The organism is Streptomyces geranii (assembly GCF_002954775.1).
Classification (GTDB): Bacteria; Actinomycetota; Actinomycetes; order Streptomycetales; family Streptomycetaceae; genus Streptomyces; species Streptomyces geranii.
In genome coordinates this window covers 56,207-73,953 of record NZ_PJME01000048.1, presented here as the reverse complement: position 1 = coordinate 73,953, position 17,747 = coordinate 56,207, and the positions used below count along the sequence as shown (strand labels likewise).

17 protein-coding genes are annotated in these 17,747 nt (G+C 71.0%); 14 read left to right on the top strand and 3 right to left on the bottom strand.

The features are described from left to right. Positions 1-266: 266 nt before the first annotated feature. From CW359_RS36055 to CW359_RS36020, 8 genes are all read left to right on the top strand, one after another. Positions 267-785: a GNAT family N-acetyltransferase gene (locus CW359_RS36055; protein ID WP_105974445.1), complete on the top strand. Its 519-nt coding sequence runs from the start codon at positions 267-269 to the stop codon at positions 783-785. A 467-nt stretch (positions 786-1,252) separates the two neighbouring features. Continuing rightward, a complete protein-coding gene (locus tag CW359_RS36050; RefSeq protein ID WP_105974437.1) occupies positions 1,253-1,648 on the top strand; it encodes a nuclear transport factor 2 family protein in 396 nt (131 codons plus the stop codon). A 619-nt stretch (positions 1,649-2,267) separates the two neighbouring features. Further along, a complete protein-coding gene (locus CW359_RS36045) occupies positions 2,268-2,624 on the top strand; it encodes a MerR family transcriptional regulator (RefSeq protein ID WP_105974436.1) in 357 nt (118 codons plus the stop codon). Between the two features lie 245 nt (positions 2,625-2,869). Continuing rightward, a complete protein-coding gene (locus tag CW359_RS36040) occupies positions 2,870-3,073 on the top strand; it encodes a cold-shock protein (protein WP_105974444.1) in 204 nt (67 codons plus the stop codon). Between the two features lie 323 nt (positions 3,074-3,396). Further along, on the top strand, positions 3,397-3,600 hold the full coding sequence (locus CW359_RS36035; RefSeq protein WP_105974435.1) for a cold-shock protein: 204 nt from the start codon (positions 3,397-3,399) through the stop codon (positions 3,598-3,600). 324 nt (positions 3,601-3,924) lie between these two features. Next, complete coding sequence (locus CW359_RS36030) at positions 3,925-5,412, top strand: DEAD/DEAH box helicase (RefSeq protein ID WP_105974434.1); 1,488 nt, start codon at positions 3,925-3,927, stop codon at positions 5,410-5,412. Positions 5,413-5,601: 189 nt separating this feature from the next. Beyond that, entirely contained in the window at positions 5,602-6,534 is a 933-nt protein-coding gene (locus tag CW359_RS36025) for a bifunctional helix-turn-helix transcriptional regulator/GNAT family N-acetyltransferase (RefSeq protein WP_105974433.1), read from the top strand. A 33-nt stretch (positions 6,535-6,567) separates the two neighbouring features. After that, entirely contained in the window at positions 6,568-7,368 is an 801-nt protein-coding gene (locus CW359_RS36020; protein ID WP_105974432.1) for a sugar phosphate isomerase/epimerase family protein, read from the top strand. Positions 7,369-7,490: 122 nt separating this feature from the next. On the opposite strand, the gene aroA is transcribed toward CW359_RS36020, so the two are convergent. The 3 genes from aroA to CW359_RS36005 form a co-directional block, all read right to left on the bottom strand. After that, positions 7,491-8,729 (bottom strand): 3-phosphoshikimate 1-carboxyvinyltransferase, encoded by a 1,239-nt coding sequence (aroA, locus tag CW359_RS36015; protein ID WP_105974431.1) that lies wholly within the window; start codon positions 8,727-8,729, stop codon positions 7,491-7,493. Between the two features lie 27 nt (positions 8,730-8,756). Beyond that, positions 8,757-9,227 carry a VOC family protein gene (locus CW359_RS36010; RefSeq protein ID WP_105974430.1) on the bottom strand — a complete coding sequence of 157 codons (471 nt, stop codon included), beginning with the start codon at positions 9,225-9,227 and terminating at the stop codon, positions 8,757-8,759. Between the two features lie 82 nt (positions 9,228-9,309). After that, positions 9,310-10,221 carry a peptidoglycan-binding protein gene (locus CW359_RS36005; RefSeq protein WP_105974429.1) on the bottom strand — a complete coding sequence of 304 codons (912 nt, stop codon included), beginning with the start codon at positions 10,219-10,221 and terminating at the stop codon, positions 9,310-9,312. 484 nt (positions 10,222-10,705) lie between these two features. Between CW359_RS36005 and CW359_RS36000 the strand changes: the two genes are divergently transcribed. The 6 genes from CW359_RS36000 to CW359_RS35975 all read left to right on the top strand — a co-directional run bounded on the left by CW359_RS36000 (position 10,706) and on the right by CW359_RS35975 (position 17,742). Continuing rightward, positions 10,706-12,538 (top strand): glycoside hydrolase family 3 protein, encoded by a 1,833-nt coding sequence (locus CW359_RS36000; protein WP_105974428.1) that lies wholly within the window; start codon positions 10,706-10,708, stop codon positions 12,536-12,538. A 313-nt stretch (positions 12,539-12,851) separates the two neighbouring features. Then, a complete protein-coding gene (locus CW359_RS35995) occupies positions 12,852-13,562 on the top strand; it encodes a hypothetical protein (RefSeq protein ID WP_408647555.1) in 711 nt (236 codons plus the stop codon). Positions 13,563-13,804: 242 nt separating this feature from the next. Continuing rightward, positions 13,805-16,312 (top strand): sensor histidine kinase, encoded by a 2,508-nt coding sequence (locus CW359_RS35990; protein WP_105974427.1) that lies wholly within the window; start codon positions 13,805-13,807, stop codon positions 16,310-16,312. Beyond that, on the top strand, positions 16,309-16,737 hold the full coding sequence (locus tag CW359_RS35985; protein ID WP_105974426.1) for a roadblock/LC7 domain-containing protein: 429 nt from the start codon (positions 16,309-16,311) through the stop codon (positions 16,735-16,737). The genes CW359_RS35990 and CW359_RS35985 overlap by 4 nt, the downstream gene beginning before the upstream one ends. Beyond that, positions 16,734-17,123 (top strand): DUF742 domain-containing protein, encoded by a 390-nt coding sequence (locus CW359_RS35980; protein WP_105974425.1) that lies wholly within the window; start codon positions 16,734-16,736, stop codon positions 17,121-17,123. The genes CW359_RS35985 and CW359_RS35980 overlap by 4 nt, the downstream gene beginning before the upstream one ends. Beyond that, the gene (locus CW359_RS35975; protein WP_105974424.1) at positions 17,104-17,742 is read left to right on the top strand and encodes a GTP-binding protein; all 639 of its coding nucleotides are present in this window, start codon (positions 17,104-17,106) and stop codon (positions 17,740-17,742) included. Before CW359_RS35980 ends, CW359_RS35975 begins: the two co-directional genes overlap by 20 nt. The last annotated feature ends 5 nt before the right edge of the window (positions 17,743-17,747 follow it).

The following is a 17,747-nucleotide window of genomic DNA, read 5'->3' as shown; positions in this document are numbered from 1 at the left end:
GCCCGGTTTTTCGCCCCCGCCGCCCCTACCCGTACCCATCCCTGGGGGCTGCGCCCCCAGACCCCCCTTTCGCGCTGAACGCGCTCGTCCTCAAACGCCGGACGGGCTGAGTGGTGCCGGCCGGCGCTGGAGGGGGTGCCGCCTGTGCGCAGAAGCAGCGGGGAACAAGGGCCGGGGCGGTCCGGTGTGCCGGCGGGCGCGATGCGGGGCTGCCGGAAAAGCAGGAGCCGACTCGGGCCGAGGTGCCTATATTCCTGTGCGTGTCCATGCCCGAGATCCAGCTGCTCCGCCCGGACCACGCCCCCGCGCTGCTCGCCTTCGAGCAGGAGAACCGAACCTACTTCGCCGCGTCCATCCCCGACCGGGGTGATGAGTACTTCGCGCGGTTCAGTGAGCGGCACAGTGCGCTGCTGGCCGAACAACAGGCAGGGGACTGTTACTTCCACCTGCTGGTCGGCGCCGGGGGCGAGGTGCTGGGGCGGGTCAATCTCCTGGATGTGGCGGACGGCGGCGCCGACCTCGGGTATCGGATCGCGGAGCGCGCCACGGGCCGGGGGCTGGCCACCTGGGCCGTACGGGAGGTCTGCGGCCTCGCCGCCAACCGCTACGGGCTGACCACCCTGCGGGCCGGGGCCACACTCGACAACGCCGCGTCGCGGGCCGTGCTGACCCGCTCGGGGTTCACCGTCGTCGGCGAGAGGCAGTTCTCCAGTGGCCCCGGTCTGTCGTATCTCCGTGGCCTTGCGGATTTCGCCGCTCCGTCCGGTGCACAGGCCTCGCCTTAGCGAGTGGCTCCCTCCTCACCGGCCAACGGAACAACCAGTGTCGGTGAGGCTCCCAAAGACGCCCAGATAGCCCGAACCCCGGAATACCTGCCCGCCCCGCCGCAGAATGCGAGCCGCCCGGCACACAACACGCCACCTCAGCGCACAGGGTGTCGGCACCTCCCTCTGAGCCTGTCCCGCAGCAGAAAGCACGCGACGGACTCCGAACTGTCGCCCTCAACGGCCACCCCGCACCCGCGAACTCGCCGGACTGCCGCAAACCCGTCCAGACGCCGCCCAGCCATGAGCCCGTCACAGGCCGCGCGTAACCCACGCCAGACGCCTGGCCCCCGCCTGTGACGCCCGTCCTGGTTCCCCCTCCAGGGCGGGCGTCAGCCGTGAGCCCTGACCTGCGCAGCGCCCCCGACCCGAGGACAATGGTCCCCGTCAGTCGGACATCGCCCACATACCGAAAGGTGGCGATCACCATGGCTGAGCACCCGCACGCCGCCCTCGTACGCAAGGGTTACGACGCCTTCTCGCGCGGTGACATGGACACCATGCGCACCCTGCTGGCGTCGGACGCCACGCACCACGTCCCCGGCAGTCACCCGCTCTCCGGGGACTTCAAGGGGCAGGACGCGATCATCGACCTGTACCGGCGACTCGGCGAGGAGACGGACGGGAGTATGCGTGTCGCGCTGCTGAACGTCCTCGTCGATGGACGTGGGCACGCGGTCTCCCTGCATCGGTTCACCGCCGAGCGGCAGGGGCGGCGGATCGACGAGACCGCCTCCATCGTCTTCCGGATCGTCGGGGACAGGATCACCGACCTCGACGAGTGCCTTGAGGACATCGGCCGCAGCGACGAGTTCTGGGGCTGAGTCACGTCGTCCCCTGCGGCGTTGAATACCTGGCCGTCGTACGCCCGAAAATCTATGTCGGCCAGAGTAGACATCGGGTTGTGGCGCGGTTATGGTTTCTCTCGTAGCCCAGAGAGACAGAAGGGCCCGGCAGACACGAACTGCCGGGCGGCAGTACACGCAGTCGCAACACGCAGTTGTAGTCCGCAGGACGGTGCGGTGGTGGAGTTCCGGAGCCAGAGCAGTTGCAGGACGGTGACGGGACTGACGACCGGACCGGGTGGCCCGCAGTCATTAGGGGCCGCCGTGAGTGCAGTAGGCAGTACGCAGTGCCCCGTTTGGCAGTAGTCGATCACCGAGGGAAGAACGGAGGAAGCCACGCCATCAGCATCACAGGATCGCCCGGGCGGAGTTCTGAGCCCGGGTACCGCAGGACATCGATAGTGAGGTGGTCTCCGGTCGAACAACCGCGATCCCCGCGCACCCGAACCCGAACCCGAGCCCAACAGATTCTCGGTCAGGTGCGCGGATACAGAAGGCCGGCGCAGTACGGATGCCGGCAGATGGTGTAGTAGTTCCTTCGGGGCCCTGGTGCCGTACGGCATCGGGGCCCCTCGACGCGTTCCCCAGAGAGGTGCAGATGACAGCGGACGACTCGTACGACCGTCTCGACGACGACGACTATCCCGCCTACACCATGGGCCGGGCCGCCGCGATGCTCGGCACCACCCAGGGCTTCCTCCGTGCCATCGGAGAAGCCCGCCTCATCACCCCGCTCCGATCCGAGGGCGGCCACCGCCGCTACTCCCGGTACCAGTTGCGCATCGCCGCCCGCGCCCGGGAACTCGTCGACCAGGGGACGCCCATCGAGGCCGCCTGCCGCATCATCATCCTTGAGGACCAGCTCGAAGAGGCCCAGCGCATCAACGCCGAATACCGTCGCGCCGCCGAAGCGGCGGTAGCGACCGAAGCGGCGGAAGCGCCGACCGCGGACTGAAGTGGTGCGCGGCCGGCGGGTACCGGGGGTCCGCGCACACCCGTCGGAAGTGGCTCTTAGGTCATTCCCTATGGTGACAGGGTGTACAGACGTGTAGCGTCTGGGTCAGCTGTCGTGGTTCGGAAGTTCCCTTTGCCCACGCCTTCGGTGTGGGCTTTTTGCTGTGCTGTGCCGCAGGGACCAGGGCGATCACCTCCGTCTTCCGCATCGTGCGGGAGACGTTCATCGGCTGGAAGGCACGAGACATGGCTACAGGAACTGTGAAGTGGTTCAACGCGGAGAAGGGCTTCGGCTTCATCGCCCAGGACGGTGGCGGCCCGGACGTCTTCGCCCACTACTCGGCGATCAACTCCTCGGGCTTCCGTGAGCTCCAGGAGGGCCAGGCCGTGACGTTCGACGTCACCCAGGGCCAGAAGGGCCCCCAGGCGGAGAACATCAGCCCGGCCTGATCTCCCTCGCACATGATCGGGGCCGCGTGGCGACAGCCGCGCGGCCCCGATCCGTGTCGGAGAAAAGTCTGCGCTCCCGGTCGGTCGGTATCTACGACCGCGAGGTGAGGGTTTGACTCACGGCGCGGGGAGGGTTTTTCCGCAGCGAATAGCGTGGAGTTATTCCGGCGCTGGGCGGCGGATTCGGCATGCTATCGTCGAGCCCAGTTGCAGTCGTGGTTCCCAAAATTTTTTCCGGGTCGTTTTCCGGTCGGGGCATCATCTCGGCGACACGGCGTCCGTGCAGTGCGGATGCCGCTGTACTGCCCCAAAGGAGATCTGACATGGCATCTGGCACCGTGAAGTGGTTCAACGCGGCAAAGGGTTTCGGCTTCATCGAGCAGGACGGTGGCGGCGCCGACGTGTTCGCCCACTTCTCGAACATCGCCGCCCAGGGCTTCCGTGAGCTGACCGAGGGCCAGAAGGTCACCTTCGACATCGCGCAGGGCCAGAAGGGCCCGACGGCCGAGAACATCGTTCTCGCCTGACGCCGCGTGCACTGTGTGGCTGGGGCCCGCATCCCTCGGGGTGCGGGCCCCAGCCTCACGCGTTTCCCGCTGTACGCATTTCCGCAGCGCATGTTTCTCGCGGCACGCATTTCTCGTAGCACTTATTTCCCGTATCACGTATTCATCGCAGCACGTATTTTCTCGTAGCGGTTTCTCCTCACCCTATTTCAGCCCCTGCGCCGACACGGTTCTCCCGTGGGTCAGGTTCGCTTTCTCATTCCGTTCGGCCGTTCTTGTGATTACCCGCGCTGCCCTTCCGCTGCGGAAATTCCTTGATACGCGCCGTATCAAGGAAGGTTCTGCATGAACCCCACACGTACGAACGACCGTTCCCACCGCGCCTCCCGGAGCCGCCGCTTCGGTTCGGCCTCCGGTGGAGCGAGCCGTTCGAAGGCTCCGAGCCGCTCGGGCGGCCAGGGCGGCCAGAGCCGTCGGCCCGCCGCGGTGCAGGGAGAGTTCGCCCTGCCGAAGACGATCACTCCGGCGCTGCCCGCCGTCGAGGCGTTCGCGGACCTCGACATGCCCAGGCAGCTCCTGGCCGCGCTCACCACGCAGGGCGTGACCGTGCCGTTCCCGATCCAGGGCGCGACGCTGCCGAACTCCCTGGCGGGCCGTGACGTACTGGGCCGAGGCCGGACCGGCTCCGGCAAGACGCTCGCCTTCGGTCTGGCCCTGCTGGCCCGGACCACCGGGCAGCGCGCCGAGCCCCGTCAGCCGCTGGCCCTGGTCCTGGTCCCCACCCGGGAACTCGCCCAGCAGGTCACCGATGCCCTCACCCCGTACGCCCGCGCCGTGAAGCTGCGCCTGGCCACCGTCGTCGGCGGGATGCCGATCGGCAGGCAGGCGAGTGCGCTGCGTGGGGGCGCCGAGGTCGTCGTGGCCACCCCCGGGCGCCTCAAGGACCTCATCGACCGCGGCGACTGCCGGCTCGACCGGGTCGCGATCACCGTCCTCGACGAGGCCGACCAGATGGCCGACATGGGCTTCATGCCGCAGGTCACCGCCCTCCTGGACCAGGTACGTCCCGAGGGCCAGCGCATGCTGTTCTCCGCGACCCTGGACCGTAACGTCGACCGTCTGGTCCGCGGTTACCTCAGCGACCCCGTCGTGCACTCCGTGGACCCCTCCCAGGGCGCGGTCACCACGATGGAGCACCACGTCCTGCACGTGCAGGGCGCCGACAAGCACCGGACGACGACGGAGATCGCGGCGCGCGAGGGCCGGGTGATCATGTTCCTCGACACCAAGCACGCCGTGGACCGCCTCACCCAGGACCTCCTCAACAGCGGAGTACGGGCCGCCGCCCTGCACGGCGGGAAGTCCCAGCCGCAGCGCACCCGCACGCTCGCCCAGTTCAAGACCGGGCACGTCACCGTCCTGATCGCCACGAACGTCGCCGCCCGCGGCATCCACGTCGACAACCTCGACCTCGTCGTCAACGTCGACCCGCCGACCGACCACAAGGACTACCTCCACCGCGGCGGACGTACCGCCCGCGCCGGCGAGTCCGGCAGCGTCGTCACCCTGGTCACCCCCAACCAGCGCCGCGACATGACCCGCCTCATGGCCGCCGCCGGGATCGTCCCCCAGACCACCCAGGTCCGCTCCGGCGGCGACGAGGCCCTCAGCCGGATCACCGGCGCCCAGGCGCCCTCCGGCGTCCCCGTCACCATCACCGCGCCGGCGGCCGAGAAGCGCAAGCGCGGCGCGGTCACCCGCGGCCGGCGCAGTCCCGCTTCGGCCGCCCGGCGATCGCGCGGGCGGCAGTCCGGCTTCGACGCGGCTGCCTGAGCCGTCACAGGAACAGCGCAGCGGTGAGGGTCCGACCGGCAGGCAGCACGCCGGTCGGACCCTCACGGCGTGGGGTCGTCGTCACCCGGGCCTTGAGAACACCCCGCCCCGGCTCTACTCTCGGACCAGCAAACCTCTGACTCAGTCAACTGTCTGCTGCCAGCCGTCCGTGCCGTCGCGAGGTGGCCCATGACCGTCCAGGACATCCGTTCCTTCAACCGCTTCTACACGAACGTCATCGGCGCGCTCGACTACGGCACCAGCCTCTACGCCCCCTACACCCTCACCGAGGCCCGCGTCCTGTACGAACTCGCGCACTCCACCCGTACCGACGCAGCCGATCTCCGTGCCGAACTCACCCTGGACGCCGGGTACTTGAGCCGTATCCTCAACAAGTTCGAGGAGAACGGGCTGATCGAGCGGGCCCCCTCGGAGCGTGACCCACGGCGGCGGCACGTCACGCTCACCGCACGCGGGCGCGAGACCGCCGACCTGCTCGACGAGCGCTCGGCGCAGTCCATCGCCTCCCTCCTCGCCACCGTCCCCGCCGCCGACCGGCCCCGCCTCGCGGAGGCGCTGCACACGGTCCGTTCGCTCCTCTCCGACGGCCGGCCGCCGCGCCGCGAGGACGTCCTGCTGCGCGATCCCGTGCCCGGCGACCTCGGCTGGATCGTGCAGCGCAACGCGGCGCTGTACGCGGCCGAGTACGGCTTCAACACCGACTACGAGGGCCTGGTCGCCCGGATCGTCGCCGACTTCGCCGAGGACCACGACCCGCACCTGGAGCGGGTGTGGATCGCCGAGCTGGACGGCCGGCCGGTGGGCTGTGTGATGTGCGTACGGGACGAGGCGCCCGGGACGGCCCGGCTGCGGCTGCTGCTCGTCGAGCCGGACGCGCGCGGGCTCCGCATCGGCGACCGGCTCGTCGCGGCCGTCGTCGGCTTCGCCCGCGAGGTCGGCTACCGCGAACTCGTCCTGTGGACCAACGACGTACTCACCGCGGCCCGCCACATCTACCAGCGGCACGGCTTCGTCCTGGCCGACGAGAAGCCCCACCGTTCCTTCGGCAAGGATCTGGTGGGGCAGGACTGGCGGCTGGATCTGCACGGCACCGTGGAGTGACGAATACCGCGGAGTGACGGATATGGTCCCAGCATGAAACTGGCGTTCTCCACCCTCGGCGTCCCCGGTCTCCCCCTCCCCGATGTCCTGCGGCTCGCGACCGCCCACGGCTACCACGGCGTCGAGCTGCGCACCCACCCCGAAGAGCCCGTCAACCTCGGTCTCACCCTCGCCGAACGGGCCGACGTGGCGGCCGAGTTCAAGGCGTCCGGCGTCGAGATCCTCGGTCTCGCCGGGTACGTCCGGGTCGCCGCGCCCGGTGACGACGAGCCCGTGCTGGCCGAGCTGCGGGCGCTGCTCGAACTCGCCCGGGACATCGGGGCCCCGTTCGTCCGGGTGTTTCCCGGGGGCGGTACCGAGCAGAGCGCCGAAGAGGCCGACGCGACGGCCGCCCGGCGGCTCGGTACGGCGGCCGAGTACGCGGGCGACATCGGCGTACGCATCCTGCTGGAGACCCACGACTCGCATCGCACCGGCGCCGCCGCGATCCGCGTCCTCGGTCCGGTCGGGCACCGGCAGGTGGGCGCGCTCTGGGATGTCATGCACACCTGGCTCGGCGGCGAGCAGCCGCTGGAGAGCTACGCGGCGCTGTCCCCGCATCTCGGATACGTCCAGGTCAAGGACATCGCCTCGGTCGAGGACACCACTCCGCTGGCGCTGGGGGCGGGGGTGCTGCCGCTCGCCGAGTGTGTGGAGGTGCTGTCGCGGCACGGGTGGGACGGGTGGTTGTGCTGGGAGTACGAGAAGCGGTGGTACGAGGGGGCTGCGGCGTTGGAGGGGTTGCTGGGGGCGGGGCGCGAGCATCTGGCCCGACTCCTCAACGAGTCGGCCTGAGCCACCCGCTGCGCAACCTGGGGCCGGGCCTTTCTCGCCCCCGCCGCCCCTACCCGTCCCATCCCTGGGGGCTGCGCCCCCAGACCCCTGCTTGTCCTCAAACGCCGGACGGGCTGGGTATGTCAGCCCAGCGCTGCCCCCAGCTCCGCGAACGCCTCGTGGAACCCGGGGAACGTCTTCCGTACGCACCCCGGGTCGTCGAAGGTGATTCCCGGGACGCGCAGGGCGGTCACCGCGAAGGACATGACGATGCGGTGGTCGCCGTACGACTTGATGTCCGTGCCGGGGGTCGGAGCCGTGCCGGGGTGGATCTCGATCCAGTCGGGGCCCGTGTCCACCCGTACTCCCAGCCGCCGGAGGTTCTCCGCGCAGGCGTCCAGGCGGTCGCACTCCTTCACCCGGGTGTTGGCCACGTCCTCGATGCGCACGGGGCCGGAGGCGAAGGGGGCCAGGGCCGCCAGGGTCGGCATCGTGTCGGAGATGTCCCGCATGTTGACCGTCAGGCCGCGCAGTTCGCCGGTGCCCGTCACCGTCGTGCCGTCGGTGGTCGTCCGTACCCTCGCGCCCATTCGGCGCAGTACGTCCACGAAGCCCAGGTCACCCTGGAGCGCGCCCGTGCCCAGGCCGGGGACCGTCACCTCGCCGCCCGTCAGGGCCGCCGCCGCGAAGAAGTAGCTCGCGGTGGAGGCGTCGGGCTCGACGGCGTACGTCGTGGCGCGGTAGCCGCCGGGCGGGACCGCGTACACGTCGCCCTCTCTGCGCACCTCGACCCCGAACTCCCGCATCATCGCGACGGTGATCTCCACGTAGGGCGCCGAGACGAGGTCCGTGACGTGGATGCGCAGGCCCTTGCGGGTCAGCGGGCCGAGGAGCAGGAGCGCGGTCAGGTACTGGGACGACTCGCCCGCGTCCAGGGTGACGTCGCCGCCCTCCACGCCCGCCGCCTCGATGCTCAGCGGGTGGTGCCCCTCCGCCTCCTCGTGCCGCAGGTCCACGCCCAGGTCGCGCAGGGCGCGGGTGAGGGGGCCCAGGGGGCGGCGGCGCATCTGGGGGGAGGCGTCGAAGCGGTAGGTGCCGTGGCCGGCGGCTACGAGGGTCGGGAGGAAGCGGGAGGTGGTGGCGCCGTCGCGGCAGTAGACGTCCGCCTCGGTGACCGCCGGGCCCTGCGGGCGGCCGTCGATCTGCCAGGTGCCCGGGGTCCGGCCGACCCGGTAGCCGAGAGCGACCAGGCCCTCGGCGAAGCCCTCGGAGTCGTCGGAGCGCAGGGGGCGTACGAGGGTGGTGACCCCGTCGGCTGCCGCGGCGAGGAAGAGGGCGCGCGCGGTGATGGACTTGGAACCGGGAATCTCTACGACGGCCATGGCCCCTATGCTGGCCCGGCCCACGCCTCACGCGCCGGAACGTCCGCGAAATGGACCATGAACGGTGAACGCCACCAGCTCGACCTCGAAGCCGTCCGTGTTCTCCAGATAGGCCGCGTACTGCTGCTCGCCGCCCGCGTGCGGATGCTCGTCGGGGAACATCAGCGTCCAGCCGTGGTCCGCCGCCCGCGCCACCAGCGCGTCGACCGCCGCGTCGTCCCGGACGTGGAAGGCGAGGTGGTTCAGACCGGGGGCCCGGCGGTCGTGCCGGGTGCCGGTCAGCGCGGGCGACTGTTCGAGGACGAGGTAGGTGGCGCCGAGCCGCCAGCTGCGGCCCCGCGCCCAGCGCTGGAAGGGCGCGTGGCCGAGCGCCGTCAGCAGCCACTCCCACTGGGCCACCGCCCGGTCGATGTCCGGGACCCAGATCTCGATGTGGTGCAGCGTTCCGTGCACCGGCGGCTCCGCCCGGTCCTCCGGCTCCGCCCGGTCCTCCGGCATCACGTGGTCCTCCTGGACGGGCTCTCCCGCCGTTCTGCGGGCGGGAGAGCCCTGAGCCACCCGTCTACGTCTACGTTTACGTCTACGAGAACAGCAACCGCCAGGTCAGCGGCCCCGGAAGGCCGTCCGCGTCGCCGCGGAGTTCCTTGCGGGACTTCTGGAAGTCGCGGACGTTGAGGCGGTCCGTCTCGCCCCAGCTGCGGCTCGGGCCGACCTTGTAGTGGTCGCCGAAGCCGCGCTTGACCAACTGCCTGCCCAGCTTGAGTACGTGTTCGTTCACCGCGCCCGCCACGAAGAACTTGCGGCCCGGATACGCGGGCACCACCGGCTTGGGTGTGGTCGTCGGCGGGTCGTCGTCGACGTCCAGTTCGGCCTTGGCGTACTTGACGATCGCGCCGAAGTCGAGGCCGCCCGGGTCGCCGTGGTCGTTCTCCGGGACGTGCATGTGACCGCACACTCCCTTGAACGCCTTCCACTCGGTGAAGGACAGCCGCTGGCCGCCACCGTCGGCGTACGAGTCCGGGTAGTCCGGCCACAGCTTCGGGCCGGCCAGTACCACGCCGTGCTCCTCGTGCATCCAGGCCAGGAACCGCGCGACCGACCTCAGCGCCCAGTCGGGAGCCTCGGGCCAGTAGATGTGCGCCTGGCCCGCGGCCGACCACTTCTTGTGGGTCTTGGGGTCACAGGTGCCGACCAGTTCCACCTGGGTGACGTTGAGCGTGTTGGTCTCGACGCCGCCCCGCTTGTTGGCGAGGGCCCGCGACGAGGTCTCTATGTCGAAGTGCTGGTACCACTTCAGCTTCTTCGCGGCGAGATCCGGCACCGCCGTCAGGTTCGGCGCCATCGAGCCACCGCCGTACGTGGGCAGGGTGCGCCCCTCGGTGGTGTGCAGGACGACGACGTTGACCTGCATCGGGTCGCCCGGATAGTCGTCCTGGTACCAGTTCGCCCGGCTGGCGCCGGGGTATCGCTGGGGTCCTGTCTTCGTGGCCATGCCACGCCTCCCGTGTCTGCAGGGTGTTGCTGGGATCATCGCCCAACACCCTTGGAATCTAAGAGGGTTGGCCAAATTTCGGAGTGTCGTCCGGATTACGGGACGCTACTCGTGGGTATTACTCGCTCCCCGCCGCCCACCTCCGCACCAACTTCCCGGATCGGGCCGGAATCCGGGAACCCATGCCGACCCGTCCCCGTCCAACCGGCACGACTGCCGGATGAGTCACCGCGGTGCGGTGTCGGCCTCGCTGCTGGCTGCGAACGCCGACGTCCCCTCTCCAACCGCCCACGGCCGGCAGCGAGCCGTCACCGGCGCGCCCCCCTCCGATGCGCCGGTGGCGGCCCCTCATACCCGGTCGTCCGCAGGTCCGTTACGGGGACAATCGGCCATCTCGCGTTAGTGTTCGCACCCTTGACTGGAAGAAACTTCCCGGTTATTCGTGACTTCTCGGAAGTTTCCTTCACGAGGGAAGGAGCGCCCCGTGCGCGACTCCGGCACCACCAGACGTGCTCTTCTCGCCGCCACCGCCGGTTCCGGTGCCGCGCTCGCCCTCGGCGGTGAGGCGCGGGCGTACGACCCCCGGGCGGGCGCCCCGCCCGCGTACGGCGGTGACGCCCGGCTGCGGCGGATCATCGCCGGGATGACCCTGGAGGAGAAGGTCGGTCAGCTGTTCGTCATGCGGGTGTACGGGCACTCCGCCACCGCCCCCGACCAGGCCGACATCGATGCCAACCTCGCCGAGATCGGCGTCCGGACGGCGGCCGAGCTGATCGCCCGGTACCGGGTCGGCGGGATCATCTACTTCTCCTGGGCGCACAACACCCGCGATCCCCATCAGATCGCCGATCTCAGCAACGGCATCCAGCGGGCCTCGCTCGGTCTGCCGCGCGGGCTGCCCGTGCTCGTCTCCACCGACCAGGAGCACGGGATCGTCGCCCGCGTCGGCAAGCCCGCCACCCTCCTCCCCGGCGCCATGGCCCTCGGCGCGAACGGCTCGCGCACCGACGCCCGTACGGCGGGCAGCATCAGCGGCGCCGAACTGCGCGCCCTCGGCATCCGCCAGGACTACGCGCCGGTCGCCGACGTGAACGTCGACCCGGCCAATCCGGTGATCGGCGTACGCTCCTTCGGCGCCGATCCGAACGCGGTGGCCGGGCTGGTCGCCGCGCAGGTGACCGGGTATCAGCGGGCCTCGGTCGCCGCCACCGCCAAGCACTTCCCGGGGCACGGGGACACCGCCGTCGACAGTCACTACGGCTTCCCCGTCATCGACCACACGCGGGCGGAGTGGGACACGATCGACGCACCGCCGTTCCGGGCCGCGATCCGTGCCGGTATCGACTCGATCATGACCGCGCACATCATGGTCCCGGCCCTCGACCCCTCCGGCGACCCCGCGACCCTCTCCCGCCCGATCCTCACCGGCATCCTGCGCGAGGAACTCGGTTACGACGGGGTCGTGGTGACCGACTCGCTGGGCATGCAGGGCGTACGGGAGAAGTACGGCGACGACCGGGTTCCGGTGCTGGCGCTCAAGGCCGGGGTCGATCAGCTGCTCAACCCGCCCTCCCTCGACATCGCCTGGAACGCCGTCCTCGCGGCCGTACGGCAGGGGGAGTTGACGGAGGCGCGGCTCGACACCTCGATCCTGCGCGTCCTTCGGCTCAAGAACCGGCTCGGGCTGCTCGACCGGCCGTACGTCACCCACGCGGGCGTCGACCGGGCCGTCGGGGTCGCGGGGCATCTCGGCGCCGCCGACCGGATCGCCGAACGGTCCACCACGCTCGTCGTCAACGAGCGGCAACTGCTGCCCCTTTCGCGGGTCACCCAGAAGCGGGTGCTCGTCGTGGGGGCCGATCCCGCCTCGCCGTCGGGGACGACCGGGCCGCCGACCAGCGTTCTCGCGGGCGCCCTCACGGAGCTGGGCTTCACCGCCACCGCCCTCTCCACCGGCACCGCGCCCTCCGCCGCCGTCATCGCCCGCGCGGTCGCCGCCGCCGGGGAGGCGGACGCGGTGGTGGTCGGGACGTACAACGTCGGCGCCGCCAGCAGTCAGCGGGCCCTGGTCGCCCAACTCCTCGCCACCGGGCGGCCGGTGGTGTGTGTCGCCGTCCGCAACCCTTACGACGTGGCCCAACTGCCCGACGTACAGGCCTACTTGGCCACCTACTCCTGGACGGACGTCGAACTCCGGGCCGCCGCGCGGGTGATCGCGGGGCGGGTCGCGCCGCGCGGCAGGCTGCCGGTACGGGTGCTGGACGCGGGCGATCCGACGGTGGTGCTTTATCCGGTCGGGCACGGGCTGTCGTACTGAGCGTTCCGCCGGTGGTGCGCGAGGGGCTCCGGTTGTCGGTCGACTGCGGCGCCGTCGTGGCCGGTCGCGCCCACGCGGCGGAGCCGCATATGAACACAGCCCCGCGCCCTGAAAGGGGCCTGCGGCCCCTCCAGGGGCGTTCCCGCGCCGTAGTCGATCTCGCCGGGACCGTCCGGCAACAGGAAGCAAGGAGGCGTACGGCGCGTACGTCGCACAACCGGCGCACCACCCCCAATAGGCGCAAATCCGCCGGATATCCGGCGCGGCCCTGGCGGTGCGGGCCACGCTGGGCGGGGGTACTCGGGGGGATGCGATGCGCAAGAGGCGTTCTGTGGGGTCCGTGGGAGTGAAGCGTGTACGGGGGCTCGTCTGCGCGCTGCTGGCGACGGCCGTGGTGTTCCTGGGGAGTGGGTGCCAGCTGTCGGGGGGCGGGTCCGGCGACGGGTCGGCGAGCGAGTCGGCGGGCGGGGCCTCCGGGGCCGCCGACGGCAAGGCGGTCGGGCAGCGGCCCGCGTCGCCCCGGCCCAGCGGCTACGGCACCGTCTTCCTCTCCGTCGACGAGTGCAGCTCCTTCGGCACCACCAGCTTCACCGAGGTGCCCTGCACCAGTGAGCGGGCCGCGGCGCGGGTCGTGGCCCGGTTCGACGGAAAGGTGGGCGACGGTCCGTCGTGTCCGGCGACCACCGACTTCGTGCTGCACATCAGCGAACAGCGGCCCGCCGCCGACGAGGACGGCGACGGGGCCGTCCCGCAGGGCTACTCCTGCATGCGCAACCTCCAGGCCCCGCACCCCGGCGACCCGGGCGGCGGCGGAGGGCCGCGCACGATCGTCGGGGACTGCGTGTACAGCGCGGGGCGCGGGGAGGTGCGGGAGACCGCGTGCGACGCGAGCGGGATGGGCGAGAAGAAGCCCGAGTACAAGGTGACCGAGGCCGTCGTCAAACGCGTCAACTGCCCTGCCTCCACCGCCCTTTACGTCCAGCTGGGCGGCGAACGGCCGGTGGGCTGCGCGAAACCGGTGTGAGGGATTCCAGTTCGCGCGGCCCATTGTCGGCCCACCGGTGGCCCCGCGTCGGCCGAATAACGAGTCGCTCCCATTCACCGGAACAACTGTTGTGATGAATTCGTGAATCGGTAGGCTCCCCCCTGTCATGGCGCGGACCGCTCCTTTTCGGACAGTCCGCCACCACTCACAGGCCGGGAACCCTTGTGGCACTTCACGCACGCACGGCGCGACAACGCCAGGACCCCGCTCCGAAGCGCCAGTTGTCCCTCCGGACGATCCTCCTCGTCCTGGCCCTGGTGCCCTGTCTCGCCCTGGTCGCCCTCGGTGCGATGAACTCCGCCCAGCTGTACGGCGACTGGCGGACCGTCCATGACCGCAACGAGCAGGGGAAACGCTTCGGCACCCCGCTCGTCACCGTCTTCTTCAACCTCCAGGCCGAGCGGCGGCTGAGCGCGGCGGCACTCGCCGACCCCAAGGCCGGCCGTACCGAACTGACCCGGCAGCGCACCCTCACCGACAGGTCCGTACAGAGCCTCGACGCGCTCGGCACCGTCCCGTCCGCTCTCGTGGAGCCCTTCCGGGAGGTCACCCTCGGGCTGAAGAAGCTGCCCGACTACCGGGAGGCCGTGGACCGGCGGTCGACGGACCGGCAGCGGACGTTCGACGAGTACACCGCGGTGATCGCGTCGAGCATGCAGCTGTTCGAGGACTTCAGCAACGTCGGCTTCGGCGGGACGACCGTCCTCGCCCGGCCCGCGCTCGACGCGCAGTGGGGCCTGGAGATGCTCTCGCGCGAGGACGCGATCATCGCCGCCGGGGTGGCGAGCGGCCGGCTCTCCGCCGAGGAGCGCTTCCAGCTGGCCGAGGTGATCGGCAGCCAGCAGCACATCTACGACGACAAGGTCGTCCCGCAGCTGCCCGAGGCCCGGGCGAAGGCCTACCGGGCCGTGCTGTCCGGCGCCGACTGGAAGCGCAAGACCACGGTCGAGCAGCGTCTGCTGGACACCGGGGACGCCGACGACAAGGGCCGGACCGCCGTCTCCGCCGCCCTCGGCAAGCAGTGGCAGCAGAGCCTCGGCGGGATGACACCGGCGCTGCTGCAGGCCAGCAACGCCTACTCCGACGACCTGGTCGCCGCCACCGAGGACGAACTCGGCGGCCTGATGACCGACATGATGGTCAACAGCGCCGTGAGCATGACGGCCGTACTGCTGATGCTGTTCATCTCGCTGCGGCTGACCGGCATCCTGCGCCGCCGTATCTTCGGGCTGCGCGCCCAGGCGCTCGAACTCCAGGAGCGGCTGCCCGGTCTGGTGGAGCGGCTGCGCCAGGGCGAGAAGGTGGACACCGACGCCGAGTTGCCCGAGATCCGGCACGGCGACGACGAACTCGGCCAGCTCGGCCAGGCCCTCAACCAGGCCCGCGGCTCGGCCCTGGACACCGCCGTCCGGGAGATCGAGCTGTACCGCGGCTTCGAGCGGCTGCTGCAACGCATCGCGCGGCGCACGCAGTTGCTGATCGGCATGCAGCTGAAACGTCTCGGCGAGATGCAGCGGCGGCACGAGGACCCCGAGGTCCTGGAGGGGCTCTTCGACCTCGACCACCTCGCGGCCCGGCTGCGCCGCTACGAGGAGAACCTGGTCATCCTCGGCAGCGGCACACCCCAACGCCGCTGGCGCAGACCGGTGTTGCTGCTGGACATCCTGCGCTCGGCGCAGGGCGAGGTGCAGGACTACCGGCGCATCCGGATCGACACCGACGGCGAGACCTGGCTGTCGGAGCGGGCGGTCGGGCCGATGGTCCACCTCCTCGCCGAACTGATGGAGAACGCGGTGTCGTTCTCCCGGCCGCCGACCCCGGTCGAGGTGACCGCGTCCCAGGTGGGGCGTGGCATCGCGATCGAGATCGAGGACCGGGGCATGGGCATGGACCCCGAGCAGTACGCCGAGGCGAACGAGCTGATGGCGAACCCGCCCCGGATGGACGTGATGTCCCGCGCCGACGACGCCCGGCTCGGCCTGTACGTCGTCGCCCGTCTGGCCGCCAACCTGGGCCTCCAGGTGGAGCTGCGGCCGTCGTCGTTCGGCGGCACGAGGGTCGTGGTGCTGGTCCCCGGCAACCTGATCACCGGCGGTCAGCGCATCCCGGACCGGCCCGCCCCGCTGCCGGCGCCCCCGCAGGCCACGGCCTCCCCATCGGCTGACGCCCAGGACCGGTTCGCCCTGCGCGCCGCGACCGGCCGCCACACGCACCCGACGGACCCGACGCACCCGGAGCAGGACCACGACCAGGTCCAGGACCCGCTCACCCTCGCCGACGCCCCGGCCCGCCCCGCGCCCCGCCCGCGCGACGCCTACGCCGGCGACCAGGAGACGTACGCCCGGCCGCTGATCGGCCCCTGGGCCGCGCCCTCGGCTCCGTCGACGCCCTCGGTGCCGCCGGCCCGTCCCGCGCAGGCTCCCGCCCAGGCGTCCGACGGCGGCCAGAACCCCCTCCCCCGGCGGGTCCGGCAGGCGAGCCTCGTCACCGAACTCCGGGAGCCGCCGCCCTCGTACCCCGCGGTCGAACCGCCGCGCGGTGGCTCCACCAGCGCCGCCGTGCAGCCCCTGCCCCGGCGGAAGGGTGCCCGATCCGGCGCCACCGTCGGTGCCTTCCAGCGTCAGTCCCGTGCCTCGCGGCTCAGGCCCGACGCGGACCACCGGACCGACCACCAGCCCACCCACCCCTCACCGGGACCCGACGGGGCCCGGAAGGAAGACGGACGATGACTCTGCGAACCACTGCCACCAACTCCGACCTCGACTGGCTGCTCGACCGTCTGGTCGACCAGGTGCCGGGCACCCGGAACGCCATCGTGCTGTCCGACGACGGGCTGGTGGTGAGCCAGTCGAGCAGCATCGCGCGGGTCGACGCGGAGCGGCTGGCCGCCATCGCCACCGGTCAGCAGAGTCTGGCCCGGGGGGTCGGGGAGGTCTTCGGCGGCGGGGCCGTCCACCAGGTGATCATCGAGCTGGACGAGATCTGGCTGTTCGTCAGCTCGGCCGGCCGGGGCACCCACCTGGCGGTCGTCGCGGACCAGGAGGTCGACGCCGAGGTGATGGCCGTCGCGATGGACACCCTCGTACAGCAGGTCGGGCAGCGGCTGGGGACCGAGGTGCGGGTCCAGCACCTGGAGGGCGGAGGGCGTGAGTGAGGCACTGGGCGGACGCGTCGCCGGACGACGATGACGCCGAGGAGGGGCTCGTCCGGGCGTACACGATCACCCATGGGCGTACCGCCTCGGCGCGCGACGACCTCACCCTCATCACGGTGATCGCCACCGTCGCGCCCGCCGAACGGGCCGGCGACCGGTCGCTGCAGCCCGAGCACCGGACGATCCTGCGGCAGTGCCGTACGCCGGTGGCGCTCGCCGAGGTCGCCGCCGGGCTGAATCTGCCGGTGGCGGTGACGAAGATCCTCGTCGGCGACCTCATCACGCTCGACCGGGTCACGGCCCGGCCGCCGCTCGCGGTGGCCGTCGGCCAGGAACCGGACATGACTCTTCTGCAGGCGGTGAAGGATGCCCTACTCAGACTCTGACTCCGACGGACAGCAGACCGGGCCCGGGGCGCAGGCCTCCGTGGCCCGGACGCCCGTCGCGCCCGCCGCCGTGAAGATCCTCATCGCGGGCGGCTTCGGCGTCGGCAAGACCACCATGGTCGGCTCCGTGAGCGAGATCCCGCCGCTGCACACCGAGGAGCAGCTGACCGTCGCGGGGCTCGGCGTCGACGACCTCGACGGGGTCGAGCAGAAGACCACGACCACCGTGGCGCTCGACTTCGGCCGGATCACGGTGAGCGGCCGGCTCGTGCTGTACCTGTTCGGTACGCCCGGCCAGGAACGCTTCTGGTTCATGTGGAACGACCTGGTGCACGGCGCCCTCGGCGCGGTCGTCCTCGCGGACACCCGGCGGCTGGAGAGCAGCTTCGCCTCGATCGACTTCTTCGAGAGCCGTGGCGTGCCGTTCGTGGTCGGCGTCAACTGCTTCCACGGGGTACGGGACCGCACGGTGGCGGAGATACGGGACGCGCTGGACCTCGATCCGCGGGTCCCGGTCGTGATGGGCGACCTGCGGGAGCGGGGGGACAGCCGGGATCTGCTGCTGGCCCTGGTCAACCGGCTGATGGCCGGCCGGCCGCCAGCCGCGATCGGCGGCTGACGGCT

Bases quoted from the DNA above. Each gene is read 5' to 3' on its own strand.
- CW359_RS36045 (WP_105974436.1), top strand. From the start codon at position 2,268: ATGACAGCGGACGACTCGTACGACCGTCTCGACGACGACGACTATCCC.
- CW359_RS36025 (WP_105974433.1), top strand. From the start codon at position 5,602: ATGACCGTCCAGGACATCCGTTCCTTCAACCGCTTCTACACGAACGTC.
- CW359_RS35975 (WP_105974424.1), top strand. From the start codon at position 17,104: ATGCCCTACTCAGACTCTGACTCCGACGGACAGCAGACCGGGCCCGGG.
- CW359_RS35985 (WP_105974426.1), top strand. From the start codon at position 16,309: ATGACTCTGCGAACCACTGCCACCAACTCCGACCTCGACTGGCTGCTC.
- CW359_RS36035 (WP_105974435.1), top strand. From the start codon at position 3,397: ATGGCATCTGGCACCGTGAAGTGGTTCAACGCGGCAAAGGGTTTCGGC.
- CW359_RS36030 (WP_105974434.1), top strand. From the start codon at position 3,925: ATGAACCCCACACGTACGAACGACCGTTCCCACCGCGCCTCCCGGAGC.
- aroA (WP_105974431.1), bottom strand. From the start codon at position 8,729: ATGGCCGTCGTAGAGATTCCCGGTTCCAAGTCCATCACCGCGCGCGCC.
- CW359_RS35995 (WP_408647555.1), top strand. From the start codon at position 12,852: ATGCGCAAGAGGCGTTCTGTGGGGTCCGTGGGAGTGAAGCGTGTACGG.
- CW359_RS36020 (WP_105974432.1), top strand. From the start codon at position 6,568: ATGAAACTGGCGTTCTCCACCCTCGGCGTCCCCGGTCTCCCCCTCCCC.
- CW359_RS36050 (WP_105974437.1), top strand. From the start codon at position 1,253: ATGGCTGAGCACCCGCACGCCGCCCTCGTACGCAAGGGTTACGACGCC.
- CW359_RS36040 (WP_105974444.1), top strand. From the start codon at position 2,870: ATGGCTACAGGAACTGTGAAGTGGTTCAACGCGGAGAAGGGCTTCGGC.
- CW359_RS36010 (WP_105974430.1), bottom strand. From the start codon at position 9,227: ATGCCGGAGGACCGGGCGGAGCCGGAGGACCGGGCGGAGCCGCCGGTG.
- CW359_RS36005 (WP_105974429.1), bottom strand. From the start codon at position 10,221: ATGGCCACGAAGACAGGACCCCAGCGATACCCCGGCGCCAGCCGGGCG.
- CW359_RS36055 (WP_105974445.1), top strand. From the start codon at position 267: ATGCCCGAGATCCAGCTGCTCCGCCCGGACCACGCCCCCGCGCTGCTC.